The organism is Azospirillum sp. CT11-132, assembly GCF_047302835.1.
Taxonomy (GTDB): domain Bacteria; phylum Pseudomonadota; class Alphaproteobacteria; order Azospirillales; family Azospirillaceae; genus Azospirillum.
On the sequence record NZ_JBGLZA010000005.1, the window covers coordinates 495,763 to 522,652 of the forward strand.

Annotated in this window: 23 protein-coding genes and 2 pseudogenes; 10 read left to right on the top strand and 15 right to left on the bottom strand. The window is 64.9% G+C overall.

The features are described 5' to 3' along the window. The first annotated feature begins 9 nt into the window (after positions 1-9). The 5 genes from ACCD06_RS21895 to ACCD06_RS21915 all read left to right on the top strand — a co-directional run bounded on the left by ACCD06_RS21895 (position 10) and on the right by ACCD06_RS21915 (position 7,478). Positions 10-5,904, top strand: coding sequence for an amino acid adenylation domain-containing protein (locus ACCD06_RS21895; protein ID WP_413343493.1), 5,895 nt, complete (start codon positions 10-12; stop codon positions 5,902-5,904). 111 nt (positions 5,905-6,015) lie between these two features. Then, the gene (locus ACCD06_RS21900) at positions 6,016-6,240 is read left to right on the top strand and encodes an AbrB/MazE/SpoVT family DNA-binding domain-containing protein (RefSeq protein ID WP_109072885.1); all 225 of its coding nucleotides are present in this window, start codon (positions 6,016-6,018) and stop codon (positions 6,238-6,240) included. A 5-nt stretch (positions 6,241-6,245) separates the two neighbouring features. Beyond that, positions 6,246-6,674 carry a type II toxin-antitoxin system death-on-curing family toxin gene (locus tag ACCD06_RS21905; RefSeq protein WP_136702789.1) on the top strand — a complete coding sequence of 143 codons (429 nt, stop codon included), beginning with the start codon at positions 6,246-6,248 and terminating at the stop codon, positions 6,672-6,674. Between the two features lie 153 nt (positions 6,675-6,827). Continuing rightward, positions 6,828-7,064, top strand: coding sequence for an AbrB/MazE/SpoVT family DNA-binding domain-containing protein (locus tag ACCD06_RS21910; protein ID WP_109072883.1), 237 nt, complete (start codon positions 6,828-6,830; stop codon positions 7,062-7,064). A 6-nt stretch (positions 7,065-7,070) separates the two neighbouring features. After that, positions 7,071-7,478: a type II toxin-antitoxin system VapC family toxin gene (locus ACCD06_RS21915; RefSeq protein WP_413343496.1), complete on the top strand. Its 408-nt coding sequence runs from the start codon at positions 7,071-7,073 to the stop codon at positions 7,476-7,478. Here the strand turns inward: ACCD06_RS21915 and ACCD06_RS21920 are convergent. The 8 genes and pseudogenes from ACCD06_RS21920 to ACCD06_RS21955 form a co-directional block, all read right to left on the bottom strand. Further along, positions 7,456-7,644, bottom strand: coding sequence for an EAL domain-containing protein (locus ACCD06_RS21920; protein WP_247871339.1), 189 nt, complete (start codon positions 7,642-7,644; stop codon positions 7,456-7,458). The two genes, ACCD06_RS21915 and ACCD06_RS21920, sit on opposite strands and share 23 nt — an antisense overlap. 61 nt (positions 7,645-7,705) lie before the next feature. Beyond that, a complete protein-coding gene (locus ACCD06_RS21925; RefSeq protein WP_413343498.1) occupies positions 7,706-7,849 on the bottom strand; it encodes a hypothetical protein in 144 nt (47 codons plus the stop codon). Positions 7,850-7,890: 41 nt separating this feature from the next. Then, on the bottom strand, positions 7,891-10,401 hold the full coding sequence (locus ACCD06_RS21930; RefSeq protein WP_413343500.1) for an ELWxxDGT repeat protein: 2,511 nt from the start codon (positions 10,399-10,401) through the stop codon (positions 7,891-7,893). Positions 10,402-10,523: 122 nt separating this feature from the next. Beyond that, a complete protein-coding gene (locus ACCD06_RS21935) occupies positions 10,524-12,791 on the bottom strand; it encodes a pre-peptidase C-terminal domain-containing protein (protein WP_413343502.1) in 2,268 nt (755 codons plus the stop codon). A 669-nt stretch (positions 12,792-13,460) separates the two neighbouring features. Further along, positions 13,461-14,165, bottom strand: a pseudogene (locus ACCD06_RS21940) (transposase); the annotation flags it as partial. A gap of 63 nt (positions 14,166-14,228) precedes the next feature. Then, on the bottom strand, positions 14,229-14,408 hold the full coding sequence (locus tag ACCD06_RS21945; protein WP_413343504.1) for a hypothetical protein: 180 nt from the start codon (positions 14,406-14,408) through the stop codon (positions 14,229-14,231). A 338-nt stretch (positions 14,409-14,746) separates the two neighbouring features. Then, positions 14,747-15,130, bottom strand: coding sequence for a DUF1801 domain-containing protein (locus tag ACCD06_RS21950; protein WP_413343506.1), 384 nt, complete (start codon positions 15,128-15,130; stop codon positions 14,747-14,749). 143 nt (positions 15,131-15,273) lie between these two features. Further along, positions 15,274-15,447: a transposase gene (locus ACCD06_RS21955; protein ID WP_109072879.1), complete on the bottom strand. Its 174-nt coding sequence runs from the start codon at positions 15,445-15,447 to the stop codon at positions 15,274-15,276. A 360-nt stretch (positions 15,448-15,807) separates the two neighbouring features. Here ACCD06_RS21955 and ACCD06_RS21960 point away from each other — a divergent pair, with 360 nt between their 5' ends. The 3 genes from ACCD06_RS21960 (at position 15,808) to ACCD06_RS21970 (ending at position 17,678) form a co-directional block, all read left to right on the top strand. Then, positions 15,808-16,089 (top strand): hypothetical protein, encoded by a 282-nt coding sequence (locus ACCD06_RS21960; RefSeq protein WP_413343509.1) that lies wholly within the window; start codon positions 15,808-15,810, stop codon positions 16,087-16,089. 45 nt (positions 16,090-16,134) lie between these two features. Further along, positions 16,135-16,974, top strand: coding sequence for a Fic family protein (locus ACCD06_RS21965; RefSeq protein WP_413343511.1), 840 nt, complete (start codon positions 16,135-16,137; stop codon positions 16,972-16,974). Positions 16,975-17,372: 398 nt separating this feature from the next. Then, positions 17,373-17,678: a DUF4282 domain-containing protein gene (locus ACCD06_RS21970; RefSeq protein ID WP_109072875.1), complete on the top strand. Its 306-nt coding sequence runs from the start codon at positions 17,373-17,375 to the stop codon at positions 17,676-17,678. A gap of 107 nt (positions 17,679-17,785) precedes the next feature. Here ACCD06_RS21970 and ACCD06_RS21975 read toward each other — a convergent pair. Beyond that, a pseudogene (locus ACCD06_RS21975) lies at positions 17,786-18,331 on the bottom strand (DDE-type integrase/transposase/recombinase); the annotation flags it as partial. Continuing rightward, complete coding sequence (locus tag ACCD06_RS21980) at positions 18,303-18,755, bottom strand: transposase (RefSeq protein ID WP_413344075.1); 453 nt, start codon at positions 18,753-18,755, stop codon at positions 18,303-18,305. The gene ACCD06_RS21980 and the pseudogene ACCD06_RS21975, both read right to left, overlap by 29 nt. Here ACCD06_RS21980 and ACCD06_RS21985 point away from each other — a divergent pair. Both ACCD06_RS21985 and ACCD06_RS21990 read left to right on the top strand, forming a co-directional pair. Then, positions 18,726-18,968 (top strand): hypothetical protein, encoded by a 243-nt coding sequence (locus ACCD06_RS21985; protein ID WP_413344089.1) that lies wholly within the window; start codon positions 18,726-18,728, stop codon positions 18,966-18,968. The two genes, ACCD06_RS21980 and ACCD06_RS21985, sit on opposite strands and share 30 nt — an antisense overlap. A 191-nt stretch (positions 18,969-19,159) precedes the next feature. Beyond that, positions 19,160-21,214: a M48 family metalloprotease gene (locus ACCD06_RS21990; protein ID WP_413343514.1), complete on the top strand. Its 2,055-nt coding sequence runs from the start codon at positions 19,160-19,162 to the stop codon at positions 21,212-21,214. A 207-nt stretch (positions 21,215-21,421) separates the two neighbouring features. Here ACCD06_RS21990 and ACCD06_RS21995 read toward each other — a convergent pair whose 3' ends face one another. Genes ACCD06_RS21995 through ACCD06_RS22015 form a run of 5 tightly spaced genes read right to left on the bottom strand, consistent with a single transcriptional unit; the run spans position 21,422 to position 26,866 of the window. Continuing rightward, positions 21,422-22,186, bottom strand: a complete 765-nt coding sequence (locus ACCD06_RS21995; protein WP_413343516.1) for an Asp/Glu racemase — start codon at positions 22,184-22,186, stop codon at positions 21,422-21,424. A gap of 12 nt (positions 22,187-22,198) precedes the next feature. Beyond that, positions 22,199-23,569, bottom strand: coding sequence for an MFS transporter (locus ACCD06_RS22000; RefSeq protein WP_413343518.1), 1,371 nt, complete (start codon positions 23,567-23,569; stop codon positions 22,199-22,201). Beyond that, the gene (locus ACCD06_RS22005; protein WP_413343520.1) at positions 23,566-24,720 is read right to left on the bottom strand and encodes an FAD-dependent monooxygenase; all 1,155 of its coding nucleotides are present in this window, start codon (positions 24,718-24,720) and stop codon (positions 23,566-23,568) included. The genes ACCD06_RS22000 and ACCD06_RS22005 overlap by 4 nt, the downstream gene beginning before the upstream one ends. Then, positions 24,717-25,199 carry an acyl-CoA thioesterase gene (locus ACCD06_RS22010; RefSeq protein WP_413343522.1) on the bottom strand — a complete coding sequence of 161 codons (483 nt, stop codon included), beginning with the start codon at positions 25,197-25,199 and terminating at the stop codon, positions 24,717-24,719. The genes ACCD06_RS22005 and ACCD06_RS22010 overlap by 4 nt, the downstream gene beginning before the upstream one ends. Further along, the gene (locus ACCD06_RS22015; protein WP_413343524.1) at positions 25,196-26,866 is read right to left on the bottom strand and encodes an AMP-binding protein; all 1,671 of its coding nucleotides are present in this window, start codon (positions 26,864-26,866) and stop codon (positions 25,196-25,198) included. The genes ACCD06_RS22010 and ACCD06_RS22015 overlap by 4 nt, the downstream gene beginning before the upstream one ends. Between the last annotated feature and the right edge of the window lie 24 nt (positions 26,867-26,890).

A 26,890-nucleotide genomic window follows, 5' to 3' on the forward strand; every position in this document is an offset into this window, starting at 1 on the left:
TTCCGGTTCATGGCCGACACGCTCGCCCCTACCCTGCACGACATCGCGCTGGGCTTCGCCCGCCTGCCGACGGAACGGCGGCGCGCCTTCCTTGACGCGCTGCGGGCACGCGGCATCGCCTTTTCCCGGCTGCCGGTGCCCCGTCGCGACGATCCGTCGGCATCTGCGCCGGCCTCCCCCGCGCAGCGCCGGCTGTGGACCTTGCACCGGCTCTATCCGGCATCGGCCGCTTACCACATGCCGGGGGTGTTCCGGCTGCGCGGTGCGCTGGATGCGGCGGCGCTGGAAGCCGCGCTGAACGCCGTCGCCGAGCGGCACGACATCCTGCGCACCGTCTACCGGGAAGACGGCGACGGCCGGCTGCGGACGGTCACGCTGCCGCCCCGGCCGTTCCGTCTCGGCCGGCACGAGCTGTCCGGCCGTCCGGCCGATGCGCAAGGCCTCGCCGAACAGCTTGCCGCCGCCCCCTTCGACCTGGAGCGGGCGGAACCCTGGCGCGCCGACCTGCTGCGGATCGCGCCCGACGACCATTGGCTGGTGGTCACGCTGCATCATATCGCCGCCGACGGCGCCAGCATCGGGCTGCTGATGGCCGACGTGGCGGCGGCCTATCGCGCGGCCCGCCAAAGCCGCCTTCCCGACCTTCCCGGCCTGCCGGTCCAGTATGCCGACATCGCCGCTTGGCAGGCCGCGTGGCTCGACGCCGGCGAGGCGGACCGCCAGTCCGCCTTCTGGCGCGATGCCCTGTCCGGCGCGCCGGCCCGCCTGAACCTGCCCGGCAGCGAGAGTGGCAGCGACGAAGGCGGCGAGCAGACCGCCATCCTTTCCCCAGAGCTATCCGGCCGGCTGAAGGGGCTGGCCACCAGCGAAGGCTGCACGCCCTTCGTGGTGCTGCTGGCCACCTATGCCCTGCTGTTGGGCCGGATGAGCGGACAGGACGATCTGATCGTCGGCATCCCGGTCGCCGGCCGCCGGCAACCGGAGGCGGAGCGGCCGATCGGCTGCTTCGTCAACACCCTGCCGCTGCGCCTGCGCGTCACGCCGTCGCAGCCTTTCCGGCACTGGCTGCGCGACATCGCCCGGCTGGTAGGCGAGGCTCAGGACAACCAGGATCTTCCACTCGACGCCATCCTTGAAGCCGGCCGGCCGGAGCATGGCGCAAGCCCGGCGGTTCAGGTCATGTTCGACCACCGCCCGGATCCAACGACCTTCGACGGACTCGATGGGTTGGAGGTTGAGCCGCTGGAGCTGCCGGTCCGCACCGCCAAATTCGACATCGCCCTCGCGGGCAGCGGGCGGCCCGACGGGTCGATCCTCGTCCGCCTTGCCCATCGCGGCGCGGCCGGTCCGGCGGCGCGCATCCTGCGGCGCTGGCAGCGCTTGCTGGTCCAGGTCGCCGCCGATCCCGATCGTCCGCTGCGCGCCTTCGACCCGCGCAGCGAGGAGGAGATCCGCGCGATTGCCGGCTGGTCGCGCGACCCCGGCTGGACCGGAGCGGCGCCCGATCCAGTGCCGATCCTGCTCGCCCGCCTCGCCGCCGAACGGCCGGACGCCCCCGCCGTCCTGTTCGGCGACGGCGTACTGAGCCGGGGCGAGTTGGACCGACGCGCCAACCGCCTCGCCCACCGGCTTATCGCGCGGGGCGCCGGGCCGGAGCGGCGCATCGGCGTCTGCCTGCCCCGCTCGCCCGAACTGATCGTCGCCTTTCTGGCGGTGCTGAAGTCCGGCGGCGCCTTCGTGCCGCTCGACCCCAGCCACCCGGCCGAGCGACAGCGCGCCATCCGCGACGCCGCCGGCCTGTCGCTGCTGATCGCCGCCACCCCACTGGACGGCGTGACGACGATCTCCCCGCAGGACGCCGCCGGGGAACCCGATCACGCCCCCGGCGTGGCGATCCACCCGCGCAGCCTCGCCTATGTCATCCACACCTCCGGCTCCACCGGGACGCCGAAAGGCGTGGCGGTGGAGCACGGCCCGCTCGCCATGCATTGCGTCGCCACCGCCGCCGTCTACGACATGGGACCGGACAGCCGGGAGCTGCATTTCCTGTCCTTCACCTTCGACGGCGCGCACGAGCGCTGGATGACCGCCCTGGCGGCCGGCGGCGCCATCCTGCTGCGCGACGACAGCCTGTGGACCGCCGAGCAGACCTATGACGCCATCCGCCGCCATCGCCTGACCCATGCCGGCTTCCCACCCAAATACCTGCAGCAGCTGGCATCCTGGGCCGAGCAGCAGGGCGGCGAGCCACCGCGGGTCCAGCTCTATTCCTTCGGTGGGGAGGCGATGCCCCGCGCCGGGCTGGAGCGGCTGTTCCGCAGTCTGCGACCCCGCCATGCCATCAACGGCTATGGCCCGACCGAGACGGTGGTGACGCCGCTGGTGTGGAAGGGCGACGGCAGCAGCCTTCCCGAGTCCTCCTATGTGCCGATCGGCCGGCCGGTCGGCGACCGCAGCGCCCACATCCTCGACGATGACCTGAACCCGCTGCCGATCGGCGTCACCGGCGAGCTGTGGATCGGCGGCAGCGGGCTTGCCCGCGGCTATCTCGACCGCCCGGCGGCGACGGCCGAACGCTTCCTCCCCGACCCGTTCGGCGGTCCCGGCGCCCGCCACTACCGCACCGGCGACCTCGCCCGCTGGCGTGAGGACGGAACCGTCGAGTTCCTCGGCCGGCGCGACCATCAGGTCAAGCTGCGCGGCTTCCGCATCGAACTGGGCGAGATCGAGGCCCATCTCGCCGCCGAACCCGGCGTGCGCGAGGCGGTGGTGATCGCCCAGGAAACCGACGGCGTCACCCGGCTCATCGGCTATCTGGTGCCGGCCGCCGGCCACCGTCCCGACCCGGCGGCGGTGACCGCGGCGCTGGCCGGGCGCCTGCCCGCCCATATGGTGCCGGCGCGGCTGATGGTGCTGGACGCGATCCCGGTCACGCCGACCGGCAAGCTCGACCGCGTCGCACTGCCGGCGCCGCGCTGGGAATCGGACGCGCAGGTCGCCCCGTCAACCGCGGTCGAGGAACTGCTGGCCCGGCTGTGGCGGGACGCGCTGAACGCCGAACGGGTCGGCGTGACCGACAATTTCTTCGAGATCGGCGGCGATTCCATCATCGCTCTGCAGATCGTCGCCCGCGCCCGCGCCGCCGGCCTGCGCATCACGCCCAAGCAGCTGCTGGAACGCCAGACCATCGCCGCCCTGGCCGTGGTGGCGGAGGAAGCGGCGCCGACCGTGGCTGTCGCCGAGCCTCCCGCCGGCCCCTCGCCGCTGGCGCCGATCCAGTCCTGGTTCTTCGACCAGCCGATCCCCAACCGCAACCGCTGGAACCAGTCGGTCCTGCTCGCCGCGACGACGCCGGTCGACCCCGGCCGGCTGGCGGCGGCTCTCGCCATGGTTGCCGGCCGGCATGCCGCCCTGCGCCTGCGCTTCAGCCAGGAGCAGGATGGCGGCTGGACGCAGACCCATGCCGACGGGCCGGCCACCATCCCGCTGGAGCAGGCGACGGCCGACGACGATGCCGCCGTCACGCGGCTGTGCGACGAATTGCAGGGCGACCTCGACCTCGCGCGGGGGCCGCTGATGCGGGCGCTGCTGATCCGCAAGGCCGACGGCCGGCAGCGGCTGTTCCTGGTCGCCCATCATCTGGTGGTGGACGGCGTTTCCTGGCGCATCCTGCTGGAGGAGCTGGCGGCGGCCCTGCAGGGTCCCTGCCTGCTGGACCGGCTGCCCGCCGCCGGCACGCCCTTCGCCCTGTGGACGCGGCGGCTGGCCGACGCAGTGCCCGAGTTCCTCGACCAATTGGACCATTGGCGTGCCGCGCTTGACACGCCGGCCTTGCCGATCATCGGCCCGCTTTCGCTCAACACGCGGCGGCATGCCGTCACCCACAGCCTGCGGCTCGACCGCAAGGAGACCCGCCGGCTGCTGACCGATGCGTCTGCCGCCTATCGCACCCGCATCGACACCCTTCTTCTCACCGCCGTCGCCCTTGCGGCCACCCGCCGCTTCGGACGCGACGCCCTGACCGTCCATGTCGAAGGGCACGGGCGCGACGCACTGTTCCCGGACATCGACATCGGCCGAACCGTCGGCTGGTTCACCAGCGTCTATCCCGTCCGTCTTGCACCGCCCGCTTCGTGCGACAGCGCCATCCGCCACGTCAAGGAGGCGCTGCGCGCGGTGCCCGATGGCGGCATCGGCTTCAACCTGCTGCGCCATCTGGGACCGCCGGAGGCCCGTGCTGCCCTGTCCAGCACGCCAACGGCCATCTCCTTCAACTATCTGGGCCAGTTCGATGCCGCGGACGACGCTCCCTGGCGTCCGGCCCTCGAGGAGTGCGGCGCCGGCACCGATCCCGATGCACCGCTGGGCGCCATGATCTCCATCGACGGGCAGGTGATGGCCGGCGAACTGGTCCTGCAGGCCCGTGCCAGCCGCGCCCTCTTCTCCGACGGAATAATCGCCGGCCTGATGGACGATGTCCGGGCCACATTGGCGGAGCTGGCTGCCCACTGCGCCGGCGTCGAGGCGGGTCAGGCGACCCCGTCCGATTTCCCGCTCGTCCCGCTGAGCCAAGCGCAGATCGATGCCCTGCCGGTGCCCGCCCCCGCCATCGCCGACATCCTGCCGCTGACTCCGATGCAGTCGGCGATGCTGCATCACGGCCTCGCCAACCCGCGGTCCCGGGCCTACACCGTCCAGGTCTGGGCGGCCATCGACGGGCTGGACGTCGATCGGCTGGCGGCGGTGTGGGGCACGGTGATCGCCCGTCACGACGTGCTGCGCGGCGCCCTGGTGCGCGACGGCGTCGACAAGCCGGTCATGGTCGTGCGCAAGACCGCGGAGCTACCCTTCACCCTGCTCGACTGGTGCGGCGAACCCGAGTCCGACGAATCGTGGCTGCGCCTGTGCGATGACGAGTACGGCCGCGGCTTCGATTTCGCCGAGGCGCCCCTGATGCGGGTCGCGCTGGCGCGCACCGGCCCCTCCACCCACCGTTTCCTGTGGACCTGGCACCACGCGCTGCTCGACGGCTGGAGCATGTCGCGCCTGCTGGGCGAGATCCTGCGGCTTTACGATGGGGAGCCGGTGCCCCCGCCGGCAGTGCGCGTCCGCGATCTGGTCGCCTGGACTCAGGCGCTCAGCCGGGCGCAGGATCGCGCCGCCGCGCACGCCCATTGGCGGTCCTGTCTCGCCGCCCTGCCGGCTCCCACCCGCCTGACCGCCATCCTGCCGCCCCCGGATGAACCCGGGCCGGATGGGGCCGATGAGCGCATCATCGACGAGGCGGCTGTGCAGCAGCTCCTGCGCTTCGCCAGCGCCCGGAAGGTAACGCTGAACACGCTGATCCAGGCCGGTTGGCTGCGGCTTCTGGCCCGGCTGTGCGGACAGAACACGGTCGGCTTCGGCGCCGTCATGTCCGGCCGGTCCGCCGAGATGCCGGGGATCGACCAGGTGACCGGCCTGCTGGTGGGCGTCCTGCCGCTGGTCCACGAGGTGGTCGAGGTCGGCACCCACGAAGAAGACCGTGAAGACGACTGGCTGCGCGGGCTGCTGGCCGCCAACATCGCCGCCCGTCAACACGAGCATGCGCCGCCGCCAGCCCTTCAATGCTGGACCGACCCGGCCTCCGCCCCCTTCGACAGCATCATGATTTTCGAGAATTATCCGGTTGACGCCGCCCTGCGGCAAAGCGAACGCGCAACCCTGTCCTTCCGCGAGGTCGGCAACCGCGGGCGGATGAGCTATCCGCTGACCCTGGTGGTGGTGCCACGTGACACGCTGGTCCTGCGGCTGGAATATGCCGGCGCCCTGTTCCGCCCCCAGGATTCGGCGGCATTGGTCGACGGGTTGGTCCGCGAGCTGCAGGCTTTGGCTCTTTCGGATGACGCTCCATGCCTGGGATGACAGCGCAGGAAGCCAGTTGGGCGGTGGTCGTTTCCTGCGAAACGGCAGCCCATGGGCCTTGACGTAATAACAAGCGTCATTACATAATGCGTTGACTGTGAGGAGGCGTCCGTGCACACCACAAAGCTCACCAGGATCGGCAACTCAACGGGTCTCACGCTGCCGCGGGAGGTTCTGGCGGCGGCTGGCCTCGACCGTGGCGATGAGGTGGCCGTCGAAGTGCGCGACGGGCGGATCGAAATTGCCAAGGCTGACGATACCTACAACCATGCCATGGATGTAGGCCGACGCTTTGCCGCGCGCTACCGCCGCACCATGGACATTCTGTCCAAGTAATCTCCATGGACGAACCCACCATCCAGGGCCGTCCTTACGTCAACCCGCCGCTCCAGGCGGTGCTCGATCTGCATGGCGAGCTTCTGACTGAGCATGGCGGAGCACCCGGCATCCGCGATCTGGGAGCACTGGAGGCCTCGTTGGCACGGCCGTTCCAGCTCATGGCCTATGGTGACGGGCGGTTGACCATCTTCGACCTCGCCGCCGCGGTCTGCGCCAGCGTCTGCCGCAATCATCCATTCGTGGACGGCAACAAGCGTGCCGCGTTCATCACTCTCGGGCTCGTACTCGGTCTCAATGGGTTCGAACTGGATGCCTCAGAACGTGAGGCTGCCGACATCATTCTTGCACTTGCCGCCGGCACGATGACCGAGGATTCGTTCCGTAACTGGGTGGCCGACCATGCCTACGACATCGGAACGCCGGATTTTTAAACCACCGCCAATCCGAGTCGGCGGCCGACAGCAGCGCCTCGGCCCCTTCCACGACGTCCGGGATGTGTTGGCAGCCCAGCCCGGTTCGCTTGCGGAAGGCCCTGGAACGCGCTAAGTAATACTTAGCATCGCACTGGTATTACCGAGGCGGCCATGGCCACGACGCTCACCACCAAGGGGCAAGTCACCATTCCCAAACCCATCCGCGATCGTCTGGGTCTCGGTCCCGGTAGTGCCGTGGAATTCGAGATCGCGGAGGACGGGCGCGTCATTCTGAGACCGGCGGACCGAACGCTTCCGGCAAAGAGCCGGTTCGAGCGCCTGCGGGGCCGCGCCACCGCGGGCCTGAGCACTGACCAGATCATGGCGTTGACGCGTGGCGAGGACTGACCGCCGATGACCTTGGTCGACACCAATGTCCTGCTCGATCTCGTGACGAACGATCCGGTTTGGGCGGACTGGTCCATCCGGCAATTGGACGATGCCGCCGTCAAGGGACCGCTGATCATCAACGACGTGGTCTATGCCGAACTGTCGGTGGGTTTTGACCGGATCGAAGACCTTGACGATCTGCTCGACGAGGCCGGGATCGCCATGGAAGAGCTCCCGCGCGAAGCCTTGTTCCTGGCCGGCAAGGCGTTTCGCCGCTATCGCACCGCGGGCGGCGCCCGTTCGGGCGTGCTGCCGGATTTCTTCATCGGCGCCCATGCCGCCGTGCTCGGGCTGCCGCTGCTGACCCGCGATGCCAAACGCTACCGTTCGTATTTCCCGTCGGTCGTTCTTATGGCGCCGGAAGCGCAGTAGAACCGGCAGCCGACAGCAGCGCCTCGGTCTCGATGCCTTCGGCGACGACCTCCAGCCCGATGCGATGGGCCAGTTCGACGATGCCGCGCAGCAGCGATTCCTGCCTGGGATCGGTGGCGAGCGCGCTGATGAAGCTCTTGTCGATCTTCAGCACGTCGAAGGGCAAGCGGCTGAGCTGCGACAGCGAGGAATAGCCGGTGCCGAAATCGTCCGTTGTTCGGTTCCCCTCAGGCCGGCCTGGAGGGCGAGACCGGCGTCAGGATCGTCTCCTTCGAGTTCGAGGACAGCGATGAGATGATTTCATCTGCGGCTCCGACACGGCCGAATTGGCCGAGGATAGAAGCCTCGAAATTGAAAACAGCATCCATCATGGCGACTTGATCCAGAATTAAGGCTCATCTCCAGTAGTCTTTCAGCAGCCTGTTAGAAGCGAGACAATGTTAACTGGATTATGAGAGCTATAAGGATCGTAAGACAGTTGGACGGGTGTGGCGCTGCCAATCCGTACCAAGTCCGAGGTGTCAGTGTTGAAGGAGAACACCACTTGGTTCTGCTGACTGTCCGTAGCATTGAAGAAGAGTGTTTTACCAACCGTGCCCAGGGCGCTGGGAGCAGTCCAAGCGTCATCGTCAGTGACGTCTTTGACCATCCTGGTTCCATTGGCGGTACCGTCGCTCATCCACAGATCATAGCCGTGGGTGCCGTCATTTGCGGTGAAGAAGACTTGGTCACCGACAGCAGTGAGATTGGAAATCTGGGCGCCAAGTTCGCCGGGACGTAGCTCCTTGACCATACGTGTGCCCGTCTCCGTCCCGTCTGAAGCCCACAGCTCCATCCCGTGCACCCCATCGTACCCTTGGAAGAACAGCGTGTTGCCGGCCGCAGTCAGATCGGTGGGGTTGGCGCCCATCATGGAGGTAAACTCCTTCACTCTCCGCGTGCCAGCCGTCGTTCCATCGGACGTCCACAGCTCGAATCCGGCGTTGAAGTACAGCCGGTTTCCCATGGGCTCCAAATCGATGGAAATGCCCACACGCGGTTCTTCGGTAATGCCACCCTTCAGCTTAACGGTCCCGGCCTCAGTGCCATCGGTCCTCCACAGATCCGTGTCATTGCCCACGCCATCTCGTGCGGTCAGAAAGAGGAAATCGCCGACAGCGGTCAAATGGTCCGGTGCCTGATTATAGGGCGCCATCGAATCAACGCTTCCCGGTATGAAGTCCTTAACCAGGGTCGTTCCATCAGTCGTTCCGTTGCTCTTCCAGAGCGCTGCCCCGTGCGTTCCGTCCTTTGCCGCGAAATAAAGCGTATTGCCAACCGAAGCAAATGTGCCGGGAGCGGACGACGAGGAACCTGCCCATATGTCTGACACCATCATGGTGCCCGACGCCGTACCATCACTCCTCCAAAGCTCGTTTCCGTGAATGCCATCGTCCGCCGCAAAGTAGAGCGTGTCGCCAACGCGGGTCAGTTGGCCGGGCGGCGACATTGAATTGTCAGGCTGGATGTCCTTGACGAGCGTCGTTCCGGCCGCCGTTCCGTTGCTCTTCCACAACTCCGCTCCATGCACGCCATCGTTGGCGGTGAAGTAGGCCGTGCCATTCACGGCGGTCAGATTGGAAGGTGTGGAGGAGGCCATCCCCGGCGCGATATCCTTGATCAGATGCGCAGAGGCGCCATTCGTGCTCCAAAGTTCGCCGCCGTGCGCCTCATCGGTGCCTGCGAACAGCGCGGCGCCCCCACCCGACGGCTTGTCGCGGAAGACGCCAGCCCAGTCGTTCCGGGCGGCTCTCCGCTCCCAATTCGCCCCGGCGAAGACGTATTGGCTGCCCAGAGACATCTGTGGCGCGCCGATGGATACACCTGTGACGTGCAGGGCGGAACCGTCGCGGAAGGAAAAGTCGGCCTGCCAATATTCTTGCCCAGGCGTCATATAGGGCTGGCTGGTGAGCCTCACTGGACCGGACAGGTCCTGGCTGCGGTAGCCACTGAAGACGAGCTGGTCGTTTTGCTGATTGAACATTTCCAGCCGGTCATTCCCGAAGCCGGACGCACCCTTCTGGAAAAGGAAAACGTCGCCTTGATCACTGAATGGAGGGTTGCGGAGGGTACCGTCAAGGATGGTGTCATCACCCGGGCCGGCAATGAAGACGTCATGGCCCAGATCACCTCCCTCCCCCATGTAGAAGGAGTAGAGATTGTCGCCGCCGTTCCCGCCGTAGAGCACATCGTCGCCATAGCTGCCGACAACAAAATCAACACCGTTCCCGCCTCGAACTGTGTCATCCCCGACGCCGCCGAACAGCGAATCCTGGCCGTTCATGCCGTAAATGAGGTCGTTTCCGGTCCCGCCGTCCACCCGGTCGTTGCCGTCGCCAGCCCAAACTGTGTCGTTGCCACCCCAGCCGTCGATGGTGTCATTGCCGGCCAGACCATACAATCTATTGTTGCCGCTGTTGCCGGCCAGAAGGTTGTTCAGCCCGTTGCCCGTTGCACTTCCGTTGGCCCAAGCCCCAACCTCTTGCAAGGTCGCATTCTCCAAGTTCGGCCCGAGCTGCCAGGAGAATTTGGCCCGCACAGTGTCGATGCCCTGATTGGCGTATTCGACGACTGTGTCTTCCGGCCCGTTCACCCAAAAGGTATCATTTCCGAGCGCGCCAGCCAGACGGTCGGGAGCGGCGTCGTCACCGGCGTAAAGCACATCGTCGCCCGAACCCCCATCCATGGTGTCGGCACCGTCGCCACCGTCCAGCGTATCATTGCCACCCTCACCGTACAGAAGATCTCTGCCGGCGTGTGCATAGATCAGATCGCTTCCCGAAGCCGCAAAGACGGTGTCATTGCCTGCCTTGGCCGAAAAGATGTCATTGCCATCTGTACCGCGAAAAAAGTTGTTGGAATCGTTTCCTCCGAAGTACGCCATCTTTCAACCCTCCTCTTGCTGATACGCGCGGTATATTATTTTTATGGAAATGCGCAGCAAATAAGGGTGGTGCCTTGACCGGAGAGCACTGTTTGACTTGCGGATAAACCCTTCAGACTCTCTCAGATGATAATGAGGTCACTGCTACCCAACCGCTGTTGGCCGAAGCCGCTGATCGTCAAGACAGGAACGTCTTGGCCCCTCTGCCGCACCGAGAGCAGAAGATCCTCCCCGACCGAGGATTGGAGAATGTCAGCAGGGCTCAACCCCAGACCACCGAAGCCGATAATGTCAGAGCCGGGCGTGAAGTCAGTCAGCGTGTTCGGACTGTCCGGCAAGGCGGCCGCCGTCACCCAAAACAGGTCGTCGCCCGCTCCTCCCGTCATGGTGCTGCCGCCCGCCCCGGCGAACAGCTCGTCCGCACCATCGCCGCCAAAAAGCAAATCCGACCCACCAGCAAGTAGGACGTCGCCATCGGGACCGCCGTACAGCCGGTTTCTACCGCCACCAGCCACGGCATTGAGAACATCCTCTCCACTTTCCCCAAACAGTTGGTCATGCGATCCGGCCAGCAGTTCATCGTTGCCAGCTCCTCCGAACAGCCGGTTCGAGCCGGGCGACTGGGAGGAGTCGACAAGGTCGTTCCCAGCACCGCCGAGCACCGTAATGGACCCGTCGAACAAATTGATGACGTCGTCCCCCGCCGTTCCAAATACCCGATCCGTTCGGCCCTGATTGAGGGCCTCGACATTCAGGACATAGCGCCCCACACCGAAGCCGGCAGAACCGCTGCCCTCAATGTTTGGATCGTAGTTGGAGTTCGCGAAACCACTGACGCCGACGATGTAGGTTCCCTGTTCCGGCGCAGTAAATGTAATTCGCGAGTCCAGCCCATCTGAATCGTCGTTGTAGGCGAGTTGATTGCCTTGATCGTCGAATATGCGCAGGATCGTGTCCAGATTGGACACTCCGGCATTGACAGCGTCCGTATCGATCATGACCTGCTGTCCCGGTGCAAGCCGGAACTTCACCAAATCAACCTCATTGGGCCGGCTCTCCACGCCAGCATTGTCGCCAAGGAAACCCTTCAACGAGAGTTTTCTTTCCTGTCGGAGTTCGGCAGTAAAGTCCCCCGCCTGCTGGATTGTATCATTGGGTTCCATGACATCGACTGTCTGGGACGGAATCAAGGCCGGGCGCAGAGTAGGATCCCCCTGCATGGTCATCCCGTAGAACCAGTCGACTTTCCAATCATCCGATGGGGCGTCAGTTGGCGCGAGGTTCGCGTTGAACCAGTCTTTGAATGCCTGCCCCATATTGGCAAGACTGCTTTGGGGAGAATAGAAATCCGCAAAATTCAGCATGCCGCCGGTCTTGGTACTGCCAACGGCATTGACGACATTGCCCTGCCCAAACACGTAGGCGCCGATCAGGTTGTCCGCCGTCGTATAGTCGGCACTGGAACAATTAAACATATTCAGGAAGCCAAAGCGTTTATCGATTTGAGCAACCTCTTGGCTTGTCAAAATCCCGCCGTCGACACCACTCACCGAATGGCCCGCTGACCAGCTGTGGATCTGCTCGATCACAGTTTCGGCATTCTCACCGAGCGCCTGTATATAACGGGGCAGCGTTGTCTCGCTGGGGTTCCGGATGTCTGTGACCTGACTATAAAGCGATGCCAAGCTTTGCAGGTCTCCGACATAGGGAGACCAGTCGTCATCGGCAAACCAGATCGCACGATCCTCATACTGAAGAGCGCCCGTACGGACGTTGTGGACCTTCTGGAAGTACGAATTGATGAGGTCTGCCTCGCTTCCGGCAATGATTCCCTGAAGGTTATCCGCAGAAAGCCGTGACACGTAGATCTCGCAATCGACATCGCCGGTGTGGCTGTCCAGCCCCTGCTCGTTCAGAATATAGGTCCCGTCGAGGTCCATGAAGTACAAGTCGTGGGGATAGGTTGTTTGGGACGCTCCACCCCAATTGTCTTCGCTGGTGAAATCGACATGGGGAATGTTGCCGACAAACAAAGCGCCTTCCAGCCCGGACTGCTCCCATTGCGTATGCAACTCATCACGTAGTTCCATAGCGGAACCGTTCCAAGGCCGGATAGAGACGTCATAGCCCTCGGCAGCTAGGTCCGCCGCGTAGACGTCCAGTGACCCCGCGATCTGTGGCATCAAGGAGGCTTCGACAAAAACGTCAAAGGTACCGGTGGCCAAAGCCACTGAAGGTGCTTGGCGGCTTTCCGCATCGGACAGGTTCCCATTGAGAATGCCGGCATTAACGAGGCTCTCCAGCGAATTGGGCCCGTTGCCCTTGATCGACTGAATGGAGCGGTCAATGGAAGCCTTATCGTAAAGCTCGCACTCTTGTGCTCCAGCCATTGTTTCTTCTCCGCTTGTGATACTCTGTACTGTCCAGCATAATCTTGGCATCCCACGATATGCTGCACCTGCCGGGCAACGAGTCCACCATCTGAACGGTCCCGCAATCTGCGGCCCTCAGGTCTTCACGTCGTTTGAGAGATGATTTGCCTTACAATCTTATAGCACGCATGGTGAGGATTGCGGGGCTAGGCAATGGGAGATGGGAGTTATCGGAGGGAGGTTTCGCGTATTGAAGTTGTGCATGTACTATTTTTCTCTCTGGTATTGACGAATACTACATTTGTGTCGCGTTCGAAGCCATTCCCTGTACATGTGTGACAAGATACCGCCCCTTTGTAAGACGACATGTCTCCTTCGAGAGCTGGAAGTGAATTTTTGCGAGCAAATCGATGCCGTCGGAGGAGAGCGCGATAGGTGTTCGCTGAACAACGCCAAGGATAAGCTGAACCGGGTCAGGCATCCGCACCGGGCGTTCCTTTAGCCGGGAAAATTCATGAGGTTTGGCGGAGCCTTGTTGCAGCGAGGTGAATTCGGCCGCAGGAGCCCCTTTCCCGGCACTTTGGTGCAGAACTCGGCCTGCAGACGGATTTCGCCCAGAGACGATGGAGATCAGGCGACCTTCCCGGTGGTTGGCATACCGAGGTTGGTCATGGGATTGATGACGGCTCAGGCGACCTTGGCTTCGGCATTTTGTGCGGGCAGAGTTCAGGCGCGCAGGCTGCGTCCGATTGGCACCTTGTACCGAAGCATCGCCACATCGACCAACGATCTCCTGCCGTGTTGGACGGCTCGCTGCCAGCCCAGCCGACCACGCTCCTTGATCGTCTGGATGTGGCGGTCGCGCTTGGTGGGGGCGCTCTCGGCGGTGCCGCTCACCAACGCGGTCGCGCGCGGCTGGATGATCACCTCGGCGTCCGGCGCACGCTCAACGACAGCGCGATAGACGGGCTCGCCATCGCAGGCGCCGTCCGCCAGCACCGCGCCGATCGGGCGCTTGATCTGGTCGAGCAGTGAGCAGACCAGCGAGGCGTCTCCCTCTTCGTTGCCCGTCAATGCCGAGGCGAGGATCTCGCCGGTGGCGGGATCGACGGCCAGATCGGTGCTGCGCCGGGAAAACGTCGAAGGATCGGGAACCGGGAGGTCCAGGCCGAGCAGGCGCATCAGCGAGCCCAGCAATCCCTCGATCTGGCGCCACGGCCGACCGAACGCCAGCCGCAGCACCAGCCCGGTCTCAATGGCTATATCGGAGTAACGCGCTGGCCAGCCGCCTCGGCCCGTGGTGGGCGGCGTCCGCGCGGCGATCGCCTCCGGCGTCACCCAGATCGTCAGATCTCCCCGCCGGCGCAGCGCGGCATCGTAGGCCGCCCAGTGGTGTTGTCAAGTTGCTGGCGGGGAGTGGAATTGCGGTCAGCTGACCTGCATTCGCCTCCCATGTCAGCTGACCTGGGCAGCGCCGGTGGCCTCGCGCCATGTGGTGAAGGCGCGGGTACGGGCGGCGCGGTACTCGGAAGTGGGGATGAGGTGGCGGCGCAGTTGAAAATGGGTGTGGATCGGGCCGTGGGTGGAAAGAAGCCGGGTCTCCCAGTCGCGCACCGCCTCATGGGAGAAGACCAAGCCACGCAGGAGCAGGATTTAGGCGAGATCGCGCAGGCTCAGCTTGAATCAAAGCCGCCACAGCACGATTGGGAAAACGACGTTGGAGGGCAGCTGCAGGCGGTTCAGCACCGAGCTGGTACGCTCGTTGAAACCGCGCCCAGACTCCCGGCAGCGGAAGCGGCGGTAGCCGTGGGCCGTCCAATCCGAACGCTCTGTCGTCGCGGTCGAAGAGCAGTGTGGGCAGCGCATCGGTCCCCCCAACGGAGAGATGATCTTCTACGTCAGCCCCGCGCCGTCAAACAAGTTGGCGCGAAGGCTGACAGAACCCTCAAAAACATCCACTGCGAACATCTTCGTCAACGGGCGCGCGCGACAGCCGAGTTCATAGTCGCCGCCTCCTGAATAAGATCTTGGAAAGCTCTTTCATCAAGATCATCTCCTTCGATGAGATCGACCGCACGCCTTACCCCCGTGAAACTAGCGTTGAAGAGCCTGTGCTTATCCTGGAGCATGCTTCCTTTGGGGAATGTAAGCTTGACCTTGTCTTTGTATGTCTCACCCGTGCAGATGATGCCGGCATGCGACCATGTGGGCACACCGAGGGGGTTAGTCGGCTTGCGCCACTTCACATCCTCAACGACATCCGGGACGGCGTCCCTAATCAGCTGACGGATGCGGGTGAGGAGTGCCCCACGCCAATCGGGAAGGCTGGCGATCTTTGCGTCGACGGCTTCTGACATTTTGGTCATCCTTACGGTTGAGGCGGACGTGGTTTGCACCAAGTGCGGTCCTGGTGCCGCGCCAGCATACAGGAGCCGATGACGCTTGAGCTGATGTGGTGGACGGCCCTTCCACTTTCCTGAAACGATGGCAAGCTAAAGCCTCAGGCGGAAATACCAAGCAGAACAAGGCGGTTGACGTTGTAGACGACGCCTCTGAGCAACGCCTGAGATCGTTGCGTGAGGTCTGTGCGGGCAGATAGAGCCTCGCCCCACCTCCGCTTTGCGACGGACATGACGGTTTCCACCAGCCACCTCAGCGCATACCAGTTCACCATGTCGGTCGAGGATCAGCTCTGGCAGCAGCATGGTCACCAGTCGTCCGACAGCTTTTGCAAATCGATCCCCTTCGTCCACCCGAACAGCCCGCGGCATAGGATCGGGATGGCCGCGGACAGACCGCGCTGTCCAGGGCTGGGCCAGCGTGAAGGTTTTTGAGGACGACGTTCGATTCTTGAAGTTTTCGCAGGATCGTGAAGATTTCCGCAGGCGGCCGGCCGGTCGCGAAGCCTTTTGCGATCCCAGGAACCCAGCATGCCAGACACCTTGCGCGAAGGTGAGCGAGCCGAACGGGACCTTTGCCCGGCGCGCCTGGTTCTTCCACGAGTGGCTCACCGGCGTGCAGTTCGATCTCCCCGATGCCGGCGCCGTCGCGCTATACGCCCGCGCTGCTGCCGGACAAGCACATCGTGCTACCGGGCGGGCCTTCGCGGCGCCACCGCGTCACCGACAACCTACTCGGCACCCCCTCCCTCTGCCCGGTGATCCGCCGGACGCCGCAGATCGAGGCGCTGCTCCGGTCGGGCATCCGGGAGGAAGCCGCAGTTCTGGTCCGCGGCTGCGACCCACAGATCCTGGCCCGCGCGATCAACGATCTCTACACTAAGGAAACCAAGGAGACCTTCGCCGTCGAGGGGTAACCCTCAAGTGGCAAAATGTCAGAGCGCTTCATCTAAGCATTGCGGATGGTCCGCAACTTCGATCCGGCCAGCGAGAGCGACCAGACCCGGTTGCAAAACGTCATCGTCGATCACCGCTATGCGGCGGCCGGATGGCGCGATTTCCAGAACTTCGTCGGCGAATCCTCGACGGAGCACCGGGAGATCATCCACTTCATCTGCCCCAAGCCTGAAGACGTGCGCTCCCTCATGGCAGGCTTTGCAGGGCTGGTCGCGCGGCTGAAGGGGGCTGAGATCGACCCCGTCCTGGCCGCCGCCGCGATCGCCTTTGCCTTCGTGTTCATCCACCCGTTTGAAGACGGTAGCGGACGCATCCACCGCTATCTGATCCACCACACGCTGGACGAAGCCGGCTTCACCCCGCCAGGCATCCTGTTCCCAGTCTCGGCGGCCATCGTGCGCAACCAAGCGGCCTACGACGGGTCGCTAGAGCGATTCTCACGTGCGATCACACCGCACATCGACTGGGAGTGGGTGGCCAGCGCATCCGAGGACGGTCCGGCCATCGTCGCCCAGAACCGGACCGACCACCTCTACCGCTACTTCGATGCCACGCCGAAGGCCGAGTATCTGTACGGCTGTATCATCGATACCGTGCGGCGCAACCTCAAGGAGGAGGTCCTCTTCGTCGAGGTCTTCGACCGCGCGATGCAGGGGATGATGGACCGTATCGACATGCCGAACCGGAAGGCGGCGCAACTGGTGCGGCTGGTGATGCAGAACAACCGGATTGGCAAGGAGAAGCGGCTCAAGCTCTTCTCAGAGCTGTCGGATGCGGAGATTGATGATCTGGAGCGGATCGTGCGCGTCGCCAGAGCCCTGCCCTCCGACGAGGACGACGCCTGAACGCCCATCAAGCCGCCGGTCTGGAGCTGGAGTCCGGACGTCCGAGGTCGAGCATCTGGTTCGGTTCCGTTGCAATGTTTGACGGTCGGCGCGGAGAGTCGTGGCGTCGGCGTCGTCAGGCGGCCACACCGAACAGACGGGCGATGAAGGTCGTCTCGGCGGCCATGTTGCTGGTGGGAATGGCGGCGACATGCCCCTTGCGCACCATCGCCAGGACGCCGGTCCACACGTCTACCGGAGAGCAGAAGGTAGTCAAGCGGACTGCGACATAATGTCTATATTGCACCGATGATTATCTCGTCCAGACTAACCTCGGAACTGACGACGGACTGAATAATAACAAGTTTTTCCGTAAACCCTTCACCAACAAAACTGGCTTTTTAACAGGAGATCTAAAGGTGATCAAGATTTTCTCCAGTCTTCTTTCTTTTGATCGCATGATCGCAATTCCAGTTATTAAGGTTCTCTACTGGATTGGCCTGATTGGAGGCGCCGTTGGGGGCGTTGTTTCGGCTATCGGTGGACTCGGCATGATGCGTTGGGATGCGGCGGCAGGAGTTGGCACCTTCATCGTCACCTTGGCCGGAACCGCTTTCGGTTTGCTGATGTGGCGCGTTGCCTGCGAAGGCATGATCGTCGTTTTCGGTATTCACGAACGGCTGGGCCACGTGAAGGACGCGCTGAGCCGGCAGGCGTCTGCGTAAAATGGCAATGCCTAGAGCGGTTTGACAGGCATCTGAATCGAGGGATTCCCACAAACGTCAGCCGGTCGCGGGTGATACCCTGCTTGCGTACCGTCTGGCGGATCAGCCGCTCGGGCCAGTGCCGCGCTTTCCCGGTAGGCCACTGTCCAGCCCACCATGGCGCGGCTGTAGATGTCGAGGATGACGTATAGGCACAGCCAGGTGCCCTTGACCGGCCCCTTCAGCTTTGTGATGTCCCAGCTCCACACTTGGTTGGGGCCGGTGGCAAGCAGTTCGGGCTTGGCATAGGCCGGGTGCCGGCACTGCTGGCGACCCTCGCGCACTTCATCATCGTTGGCGGCGAGCAGGCGGTACATGGTGCGCACCGAGCACAGATACTGCCCTTCATCAAGCAGCGTGGCGTAGACCTGGGCCGGGGCGGCATCGACGACGCGTTCGCCATGCAGCAAGTCAAGCACGCGATCCCGCTCACCGCCGCTCAGCGCGCGTGATGGAGAGGGCCGATGGCGGGATGGCGGTGGTGGACCGACCCGGCGCTGCCGGTCACGATGACGATAGAAGCTGGCGCGCGGCACGCCAAGCATCGGACAGGCGGTGGAGACGTCCACCCTTGCAGCCGCCTTCTCAATGGCAGCCATCACTTGCACTCGCCGCAATCCGTCGAGGCGGGCAAAGTCTCCAGCAATTGCGCCACTTTCCTAAGAAACTCCCACGGCTTCGGGACTGGCATGGGCCTCCGTAAGAACATAGCCGAGCGCTTTGGCCCGCCTCTGGAGATTGGTCAGAACGCGCTGATGGTAACGTTCCTTGTAGTAGGAAGCCCCCCAGCGCCGCCTCGGTGCGCCCGACGGTGATGGCGGCCAACCGCAGCAGCGAGGCCGCCCGGTTGCCGGAACGGCGGGTTCGTGAAGCCAGCACTTTTCCGCCGGGAATCATTTTATGCGGAGCCAACGACAACCAAGAGGTGAAGTGTTTGGCGTTCGGCCGGGCCGAAAGGTCGGTTCCACGTTTTGCAACCAGCTTGAGCACAAGATGTGGACCCAACCCGTGGATTTGCGTCAGATCGACGCCAAGCATCGCGTGAAGATCCTTGTGCACATCGAAGGCTGGAGCGTTGACACCCCGCCTCTTGTTGCGCGGGGAAGAAAGCGGCTTGGCCGGTTCTGGAGCCGCCGCCTTCAACCGGTCAAGGACTTGCTTGATCCGCCAACCGCAGTCCGCCACCTTTGTTTGATAGGTGTCGTACAATTCAACGGACTGGGTGAGGGGGTGGATGACAGAATGACGTGAAATCGCTACCCCTTCCGGGTGGCTGGCCCCGCTTCGCGCATTGCGCGATCCTTCCGCACGATGCATCGATAAATGGGGGATTGGGCGTGGCGGACACAATCGCTTCCGGTGGAACGGCTGGCACCGCCCGGCGTGCTTTTCGTTTTCCTCTATGGGCTCTTCGCGCCGTCTGGCTTCTGATCGTTCCACTGATGTTTGTGGCGCTCGGGATCAAGCAGGAGCAGCGGGCCGCCGCGACGCTTACCGAGTACCGGCAAGCCGGACAGGAATTGCCGGAGGCGCTTGCCCAACTCCAGCGGATTGAAGCGAACAATCCGTCGGCCTTCGTGACCATGGGCGGACCGGACGGCCGCCGCATGCCGGTCTCGATGGCCATCGCCGGGGTCCGCAACGCCATCGACACAACGGACGATGGCACCGAGGTTTCACTGATCCGCTACCCGTTGAGCTGGGGCACGATGGCCGGCGGCCTGCTGGCTTTCCTTGCCGGGCTCACCGGGTTGCTGGCGGCACGGGTCGCGGCGTTGCGGGCGCAGCAGTCGCGCGACGCCCTGGTCCGGAACTTCGACCGCTTGAGGCGGGGCCTGCCCTTCGCGCTCGCCGCCGTGCTCGTCGGCCTCAGCATTGCCAGTGTTTCGGCTTCGCTGTTCGAAGCGGCGAGCTTGTGGTTCTGGGACCATTTGTCGACCGGCAGCATGAAACTCTTCGCCGCTGCCGTGACGCTCGCGGCACTCGCGGCCTACAGTGCCGTGATGGCGGTGATCGCACTGCGCCGGGTCTTCGACCTCTACACCATGCAGCCGCTCGACATCCGTGGGTTGGTGGTGAGCCGGGACGAGGCGCCCGGCCTCTGGCGTTTCATCGAGGACTTGGCGGTCCGGCACGAGGCGCTGATGCCGGACAGCATCCTGATCAGCCTGACCGAGGGCTTCTTCGTTACCGAGGCGCCGGTCCGGCCGCTCGGCGGAGACCGGGTATTGCAGGGCCGTACCCTTCATTTGCCGGCTCCTTGCCTGCCGCTGCTCGGCGAGACCGAACTCGCAGCGGTCATCGGGCATGAACTCGCCCATTTCTCGGGCGGGGATACCACCTACAGCCGCCGCTTCGCCCCGATCCATGCCGGATTGTGGCGGACCCTGACCGCGCTCGGCGAGCGTTCCGGCACCGGCGGTTTCGTGATCACCCCCGCTCTGCATCTCGGCTTCCACACGCTCGAGAGTTTCGACCTCGCGGTCGCCCAACACAGGCGGCAGCGCGAGCTGGAGGCTGACCGCCGGGCCAGTCTGGTCAGCGGTCCGGAGAGCGTTCCCCTTGCGCTGATTCGCAGCGCGGCACTGGCGCCGGCCATCGTTGGGACGCTGAATGATGCCTTCTCCGCCCCGGAAACGTCCGGGCCAGATCTGATGGCCGAAATCCAGCGGCGCGTCGAAGGCGGTCTCCCCGATCCCGCTGCGCATCTGGAAGAGTGCCAGCCTCATCCGACCGACAGCCACCCGCCGACCGCCCTGCGGATCAGCACCCTTGGCGTCCAGCTCGACGAGCGCCTGCTGGCACGCGCTGCCCGCGGACCGGTTGCGGAAGACACCAGCCTGCCGCATCGGCTGTTCGCCGACTGGAGCGGGATTTGTCAGGCTCTGACGGCGGCGTTCCTCGACGAGGCGCGGGAGGCACACCGGCTGGACCGGGCGGAGCTGGAGGCCGCCGCCGCCGCCGTTCCGAAGGAGCACACGGTGCTCTACGAGAACGGCAGGCCGATGATCTGGGCCATGGCGTTCATCGCGGCAATGTTCGTCGCCTTTGCCATCGGCAGCATCTTCTTCGGGCAGTCACTCGGCATCGGCAACGATTCGGGGACGACGGCATTCGTTGGAGCGGTGACGGCCCTCGGTGTCTGCATCGCTTTGGCCCACGCGGCCTGGGTCCGCCACAAGACGAAGGCGCCACTGATGACCTTGACCCCCGACGCGCTGGTGTCGGCCCGGCTGCGGGAGGCAATCGCCTGGACCGATGTGGCCGGGATGCAGGTGACGACATCGCGCCGGCTGACGCTGGTGCTGGCTCTGCATGAGGAGGCGCCTCTGCCCAACCGGATCGGCTTTTCCATTTACAACAAGGTGAACCGTCGCAAGCGGATCGTGGTGCTCGAGGCGATGGGAATCCGCGGGATGAAGGCCGCCGACTTCGAGGCGCTGGTGAGCCGCTACCTCACCGCCGCCTATGCCCGCCGCCGGCTCGCCGGCGATTGATGCGGTGAGTGGCATCTTTCGACGAGCGGGCAGAAAGTGCGTGCGCCGCCTGCCGGTAAGCTTTGCAACAGAGCCGTATCGATCACCTCCAGAGTGGACGTTATCCTCTACGTCCGCCCTGCGTCGCCGAACAGGATGACGCGAAGGCTGACAGAACATTCAGTCGGAATCTACACAGCATCAACAAATTGACGTTGCCCTTGGCAGTCAGCTCGGGACCGATCCGCCTTCCTCCAGCAACGCCCCGGCGCCAGGAACCGCGGGGATTAGGCCAAGACGGGTGAGCATGCCGTACACGGTGCAGACCGCCGTGGAGACTGTCGGGATGCCCAGCATCTCCTCGATGGGGCGGATTGCCGGAAGGGACGGCATCTGCACGCAGGCCGAGGCGACGACGACGTCCGCCCCAGCCGTCTTCAGCGAACGCACGTCCTCGACCAGCCGCATGGGATCTCGGCGGCCGACCTCCAGGTTGTCGGCGATCTCGAAACAGCGCCAGTCGATCACCTCGATCCCTTCATGCTCGATGTAAGCCACCACCAGTTCGGTCAGGGGACGGGTGTAGGGTGCCATCAGGGCGATGCGGCGCGCGCCGAGCGCCTTCAGCCCCTCGACCAGCGCGCCGGCCGAGGTCATCACCGGCGCCGCGCAGTGGTTCGCGCGGGCGACTTCGGCCAGTTCCTGCTCCACAGTGCGGTGGTGGCCGAAGCCCATCGCCATGATGGCGACGAGGCAGGCCGTGCTCATCACGTCGACGCGGGCGTCGGCAAGTTCGGCGGCACAGCGCAGGCCTTCACGATTCATCGCCTCCAACTCCTCCTTCACCACCCGGTGCATGCGCATCCGGCTGGAATGGAAGGTGAAGCGCTCCGGTAGCACCGCTTCGCGGGCGCGCAGCATGGCCGGGATCTCGGTTTCCATGGTCGTGTTGGAACTGGGCACGATCTGCCCGATGCGGTAGGTCCGGGTCATGGTGCGGGCTCCTCAGGTGCGAGATCGGGCAGGTTGCGGGGGAAGCGCGCCGGCAGTGCTGCCGGCCGTGCGCGGCAGCCGGCCAAGCGCCCAGAGCAGCAGGTTGCCGGCCAGTGCGATCAGGCACGGAATGGCGGCCACCACCAGAAGGTCCGCGGTGGACCAGTTCAGCCGCATCAGTTCCCCGCCGATGACCGGCCCAAAGATCGACCCGAGCCGGCCGATGCCAAGCGCCCAGCCCGCACCGGTCGAGCGAACCGGTGTCGGGTAGAAGGCGGCGGCGAGCGCGTTCAGCGCGGACTGTCCCCCCAGGATGCAGAAGCCGGCCACCGCGATTACCACGCCCGCAACTCCCAGTGAACCAGAGACCTGCCCGATCAGCGCCACGCCGAGTGCGCCGGCCAGCAGATTGATCGCCAGCGTCGGACCGAAGCCGTGCCGGTCGACCAGCCAACCGAGCAGCAGGTTGCCGACCAGTCCGCCGACCCAGAAGATCGTTCCCACCAGCACCGCTGCCGAAGCGGGATGGCCGGCCTCCGTCATGATCACGGGCAGCCAGTTGGCGAGGAAATAGGCGGCAAGCAGGTTCATGAAGTTCAGCAGCCACAGCAGCGGAGTCGCCACCGCCATCGCGCCGCGGAACAGCTCCAGGATCGGCGCACCGCGCGCCGGACGGTCGGCCGCAGCCAGGATCGTGTCGTCGCGCATGGCCAGGCCCGGCTCGATCCGGGCAAGCCAGCGTCGCACCTGCTCCAGGTTCCGCCCCCTCACCGTCAGGTATTGAAGCGATTCCGGCAGCAGGGCGAGCATCGCCACGCCCAACAGCAGCGGGGCGGCTGCACCGGCGAGGAACACCGCATGCCAGCCATAGGCCGGGATGAGCAGGCCGGCGACGACCCCGCCCACGGCTCCACCGAGGATGAAGCCGGATGAGGCGACCATCATCAGGGTGATGCGCACCCGCACCGGGCTGAACTCCCCGGCCAGCGCCACGGCGTTCGGCACGATCGCACCCATGCACAGGCCCGTCAGGAAGCGCATCCATCGCAACTCCTCGACGCTGGCGGCCTGCGCGGTCGCGAAGCTGGTGAGTGCCAGACACAGCATGGCGGCGATCAGCACCGGGCGGCGACCGAACCGGTCGGCGATCATGCCCATGACCAGAGCACCCAGGGTCATGCCCAGCAACGCCGCGCCGAATACGGTGCCGAGGTCCGCCTTCTGGATGCCCCAGTCGCCGATGATCGCCGGCGCCACGTAGCCCATGGCCTGGACGTCGAAGCCGTCGACGATCATGCACAAGGTGCAGAGCGCGACGACGCGCAATTGCAGGCCGCCCAGCCGGCTGCGCCCGATGACGTCGGAGACGCTGACCATGTTCATGCCGTCCTCCCCAGGGGTTCGTCGTTGTTCTGCGCCTCGTAGGCGGCAGTGAAGTACGGATCGCGGCGGCGCAAATCCTCGTGGCTGACCTGTCCGGTACGCCGCATGTAGTCGTAGGCGAAGTCGACGGGGTCGAGGTGGAGCTTGCCGGCCACCGTCTCGTACCAGTCCAGGCTGCGCGCCGCGGCTCCCTGGAAGCTGGAGGAGGACCGGCGGCGCTGCGCTTCGAACGCGGCGAAGGCGGCGGGCAGGTCGTCGGGGTGGTCGACGATCCCACGGTGCAGCGCGATGGCGTCCTGCATGGCCATGCGGGTGCCGGATCCCAGCGAGAAGTGCACGGTGCGCAGCGCGTCGCCCAGAAGCACGACGTTTCCGTGGTGCCAGTGCTCGTTGCGCACGACGTTCGCCTCGAACCAGTGCGACCGGTTGGTCAGCAATGGGTTGCTGCCAAGGTCGGCACGGAATATTTCGGCGCAGGCGCGGCTGCTCTCCTCCTCGCTCATCCGGTCAAAGCCGGCGCGCAGCCACGTCTCCGGAGCGACCTCGACCAGAAAGGTGCTGAACTCCGGGCTGTACTGGTAGCTGTGAGCGATGAAAACGCCCGCCGCGGTTTCGCGGAAGATCAGCGAGACGGGATGGAAGCGCTGGCGTGTACCGTACCAGGCAAACTTGTTGCGTCGCCGTTCGAAGCTGGGGCGGAACTGTTCGGCGTAGTGCAGGCGCACCGCGCTGTTGGCGCCGTCGGCCCCGACAAGCAGGTCGGCGTCACGCGCCAGCGCATCGATGTCAGTGATGCGTTCGCCGTGGCGGATCTCCACCCCCACCCGCCGGCAGGCGTGCTCTAGCGTTTCCAGCATGGCGAGCCGGGCGGTGCGGGAGAAGTGATTGCCCTGGATCTGCACGCGGGTATCGCGGTGGACGATCTCCATATAGTCGCAGCACTCGTGCCCGGCGGTGAATTCGGCGAAGAAGTCCGGGTCTGCTTCCTTCAAAAAGGAAAGGCCGACGTCGGAAAAGACCACACCCCAGCCGTAGGTGGCGCCTCGCGGGTTCTGCTCGAAGATTTGGATGTCGTGCGCCGGGTCGTGCTTCTTCGCGAGCAGGGCGAAATAGAGGCCGGCTGGGCCGCCCCCGATGATGGTGATCTTCATGCCGGGCCTCCTTCTGCCGCGCAGGCGACGCGGTAGCGTTCCAACGCCTGCCGGAATGCCGGGGGGATGTCGATGGAGCGGCGTTCGCCGCGGGCGACGCAGACCGGGGTCAGATGCGCCAGGAACGCGATGTCGCCATCGAGTGTGCGGGCGCAGATCCGCAGCACGTAGGTCCGGTTCCGGATCTCGGCGACCGTGACGGTCATCTCGAACACCTCGTCCGGCCGCAGCGACCGGCGGAAGTCGAAGTCGAGCGCGCGGGTGGGAGTGCCGAACCCCTGCTCGTCTTTGGCGCGCTGCGGGGTGGTGCCGAACAGGCTGCCGTAGAACAGCTCCGCGGCCGAGATGACATATTCACTGAAGGTGACCGTGTAGACGACTCCGGCCGGATCGCACTCCCCCCATTTGACGCAGCGGCGGATCACCAGCGGGGTGGTGCCGACAATGTATTCCGTTGCTGTGAAATCGTTGAGAGTCATGCCGCACCTGCCGTGGTTTCAGCCGCCAACTTGTCGGCGATCAGTGTCTTCAGCGCCGGCTTGTCCAGCTTGCCGACGCGGGTGAGGGGGAACTCGTCCAGCATTTCGACGCGCTCCGGGCATTTGTATTTCGCAAGCCCGCAACCGGTCAGGAAGGCGCCCAACTCCTGCACGTTCGGAGCCGGCATGCCTGGTCGCATGATGATGAAGATGCAGCCCTTCTCGCCGTAGAGCGGATCGGGCATGGCGACCAGCTTGGCGTCGGCGACGCTGGGATGGCGGCTGACATAGGCCTCCACCTCCTCGCAGCCGATCTTCTCGCCACCGCGGTTGATGTTGTCGCGCAGGCGCCCTTCGAAGGCGTAGCAGGTCTGCCCATTCACGACATGCGCCGTCATGATGTCGCCCGTGCGGTAAAAGCCGTCGGATGTGAAGGCCGTAGCGTTGGCCGCCGGGTTGCCGAGGTAGCCGCGCAGGCTGGACGGGCCGCGAAAGCACAGTTCGCCCATCTGGCCGGGCGGCACCGGCGTCTCAGTTCCCGGTTCGAGCAGCCGGATCTCGTCGAACGGGCAGCCGGAGGTGCCCTGCGTGCGGTACCGCCGCTCCGTCGGGGCGTCCGCCGGCGAGCCGAGAAGCAACCCTTCGGTGATGCCGTAAAGGTTCGAGCAGGGCACGCCGATGTGCTCCTCCAGCTTGTCGGCACGGCTCATCGTCGCGAACAGGCGGAGGGAGGACAGGTCGTGCCGCCGGATGTCCGCATAGCCCATCAGCTGCGGTGCGATGGGGCCGACCGACAGTGCGTGGGTGACGCTGTGCGCCTCGATCAGCTCCAGCATGCGCCGGATGTCGACCCTCGGCATCAGGACGACGGTCGCCCCGCCGAGCATCATCGGCATCAGCGCATAAACCTGGGCGGCATTGTGCAGCAGGGGCAGCGACCACAGGATGCGGCTGTCCGCCGTCATCCCGTAGAGCCCCATCAGGTGCCACACGTGACCGAGATATTCGGCATGGAAGCGCGGAATGATCTTGGGCAGTCCGGTCGTGCCGCCGGATAGCTGGAAGGTCAGGACGTCTTGTGGACCAAAAGGCCTGTCGGCCAGCCGGTCGCGCGCCGTTTCCGCCGGAACGGCGGCGACCAGATCCTCCAGCGCCAGTCCGGCGGACGCCTCACCCCGCGCAACCACGAGATGATCCAGGCCGTGGTGCCGTTCCATCATGGACGCGGCAAAGCCGACGAGGTCGAAGCGGCTGAAATCCGCCTGAACGAAATAGCCGCGGGCTCCGCTTTGCAGGGCCAGTTCGCCGATCTCCACCTCGCGGTGCTGCGGCAGCGTGCAGACGGGGATGATCCCCGCCTTGAAGCAGGCGGCGAGCGCGATTACCGTCTCGATCGTTGTGCCCATCTGGAAAATCGCGCGGTCGCCGGTGGCAAGGCCCAGCGCCAGCAGCGCCGCGGCCAACCGGTCGCTCGCTCCGTCCAGTTCGGCGAAGGTAACGGTCCGCTCGTCGCTGATCAAAGCCGGCTTGTCAGGATGGCGCGCTGCAGTGGCACGTAGCACGTCCCCGACGGTGGAAGGGATCCAGGCCCCGTCGGCAAGGTATCGATCGGCCTGATCGGCCGGCGTGTAGACGACTCCGCTTATGGGATTGCGGATTCCTGTCATCTCTGTCCTCCCCTAAATGCGTTT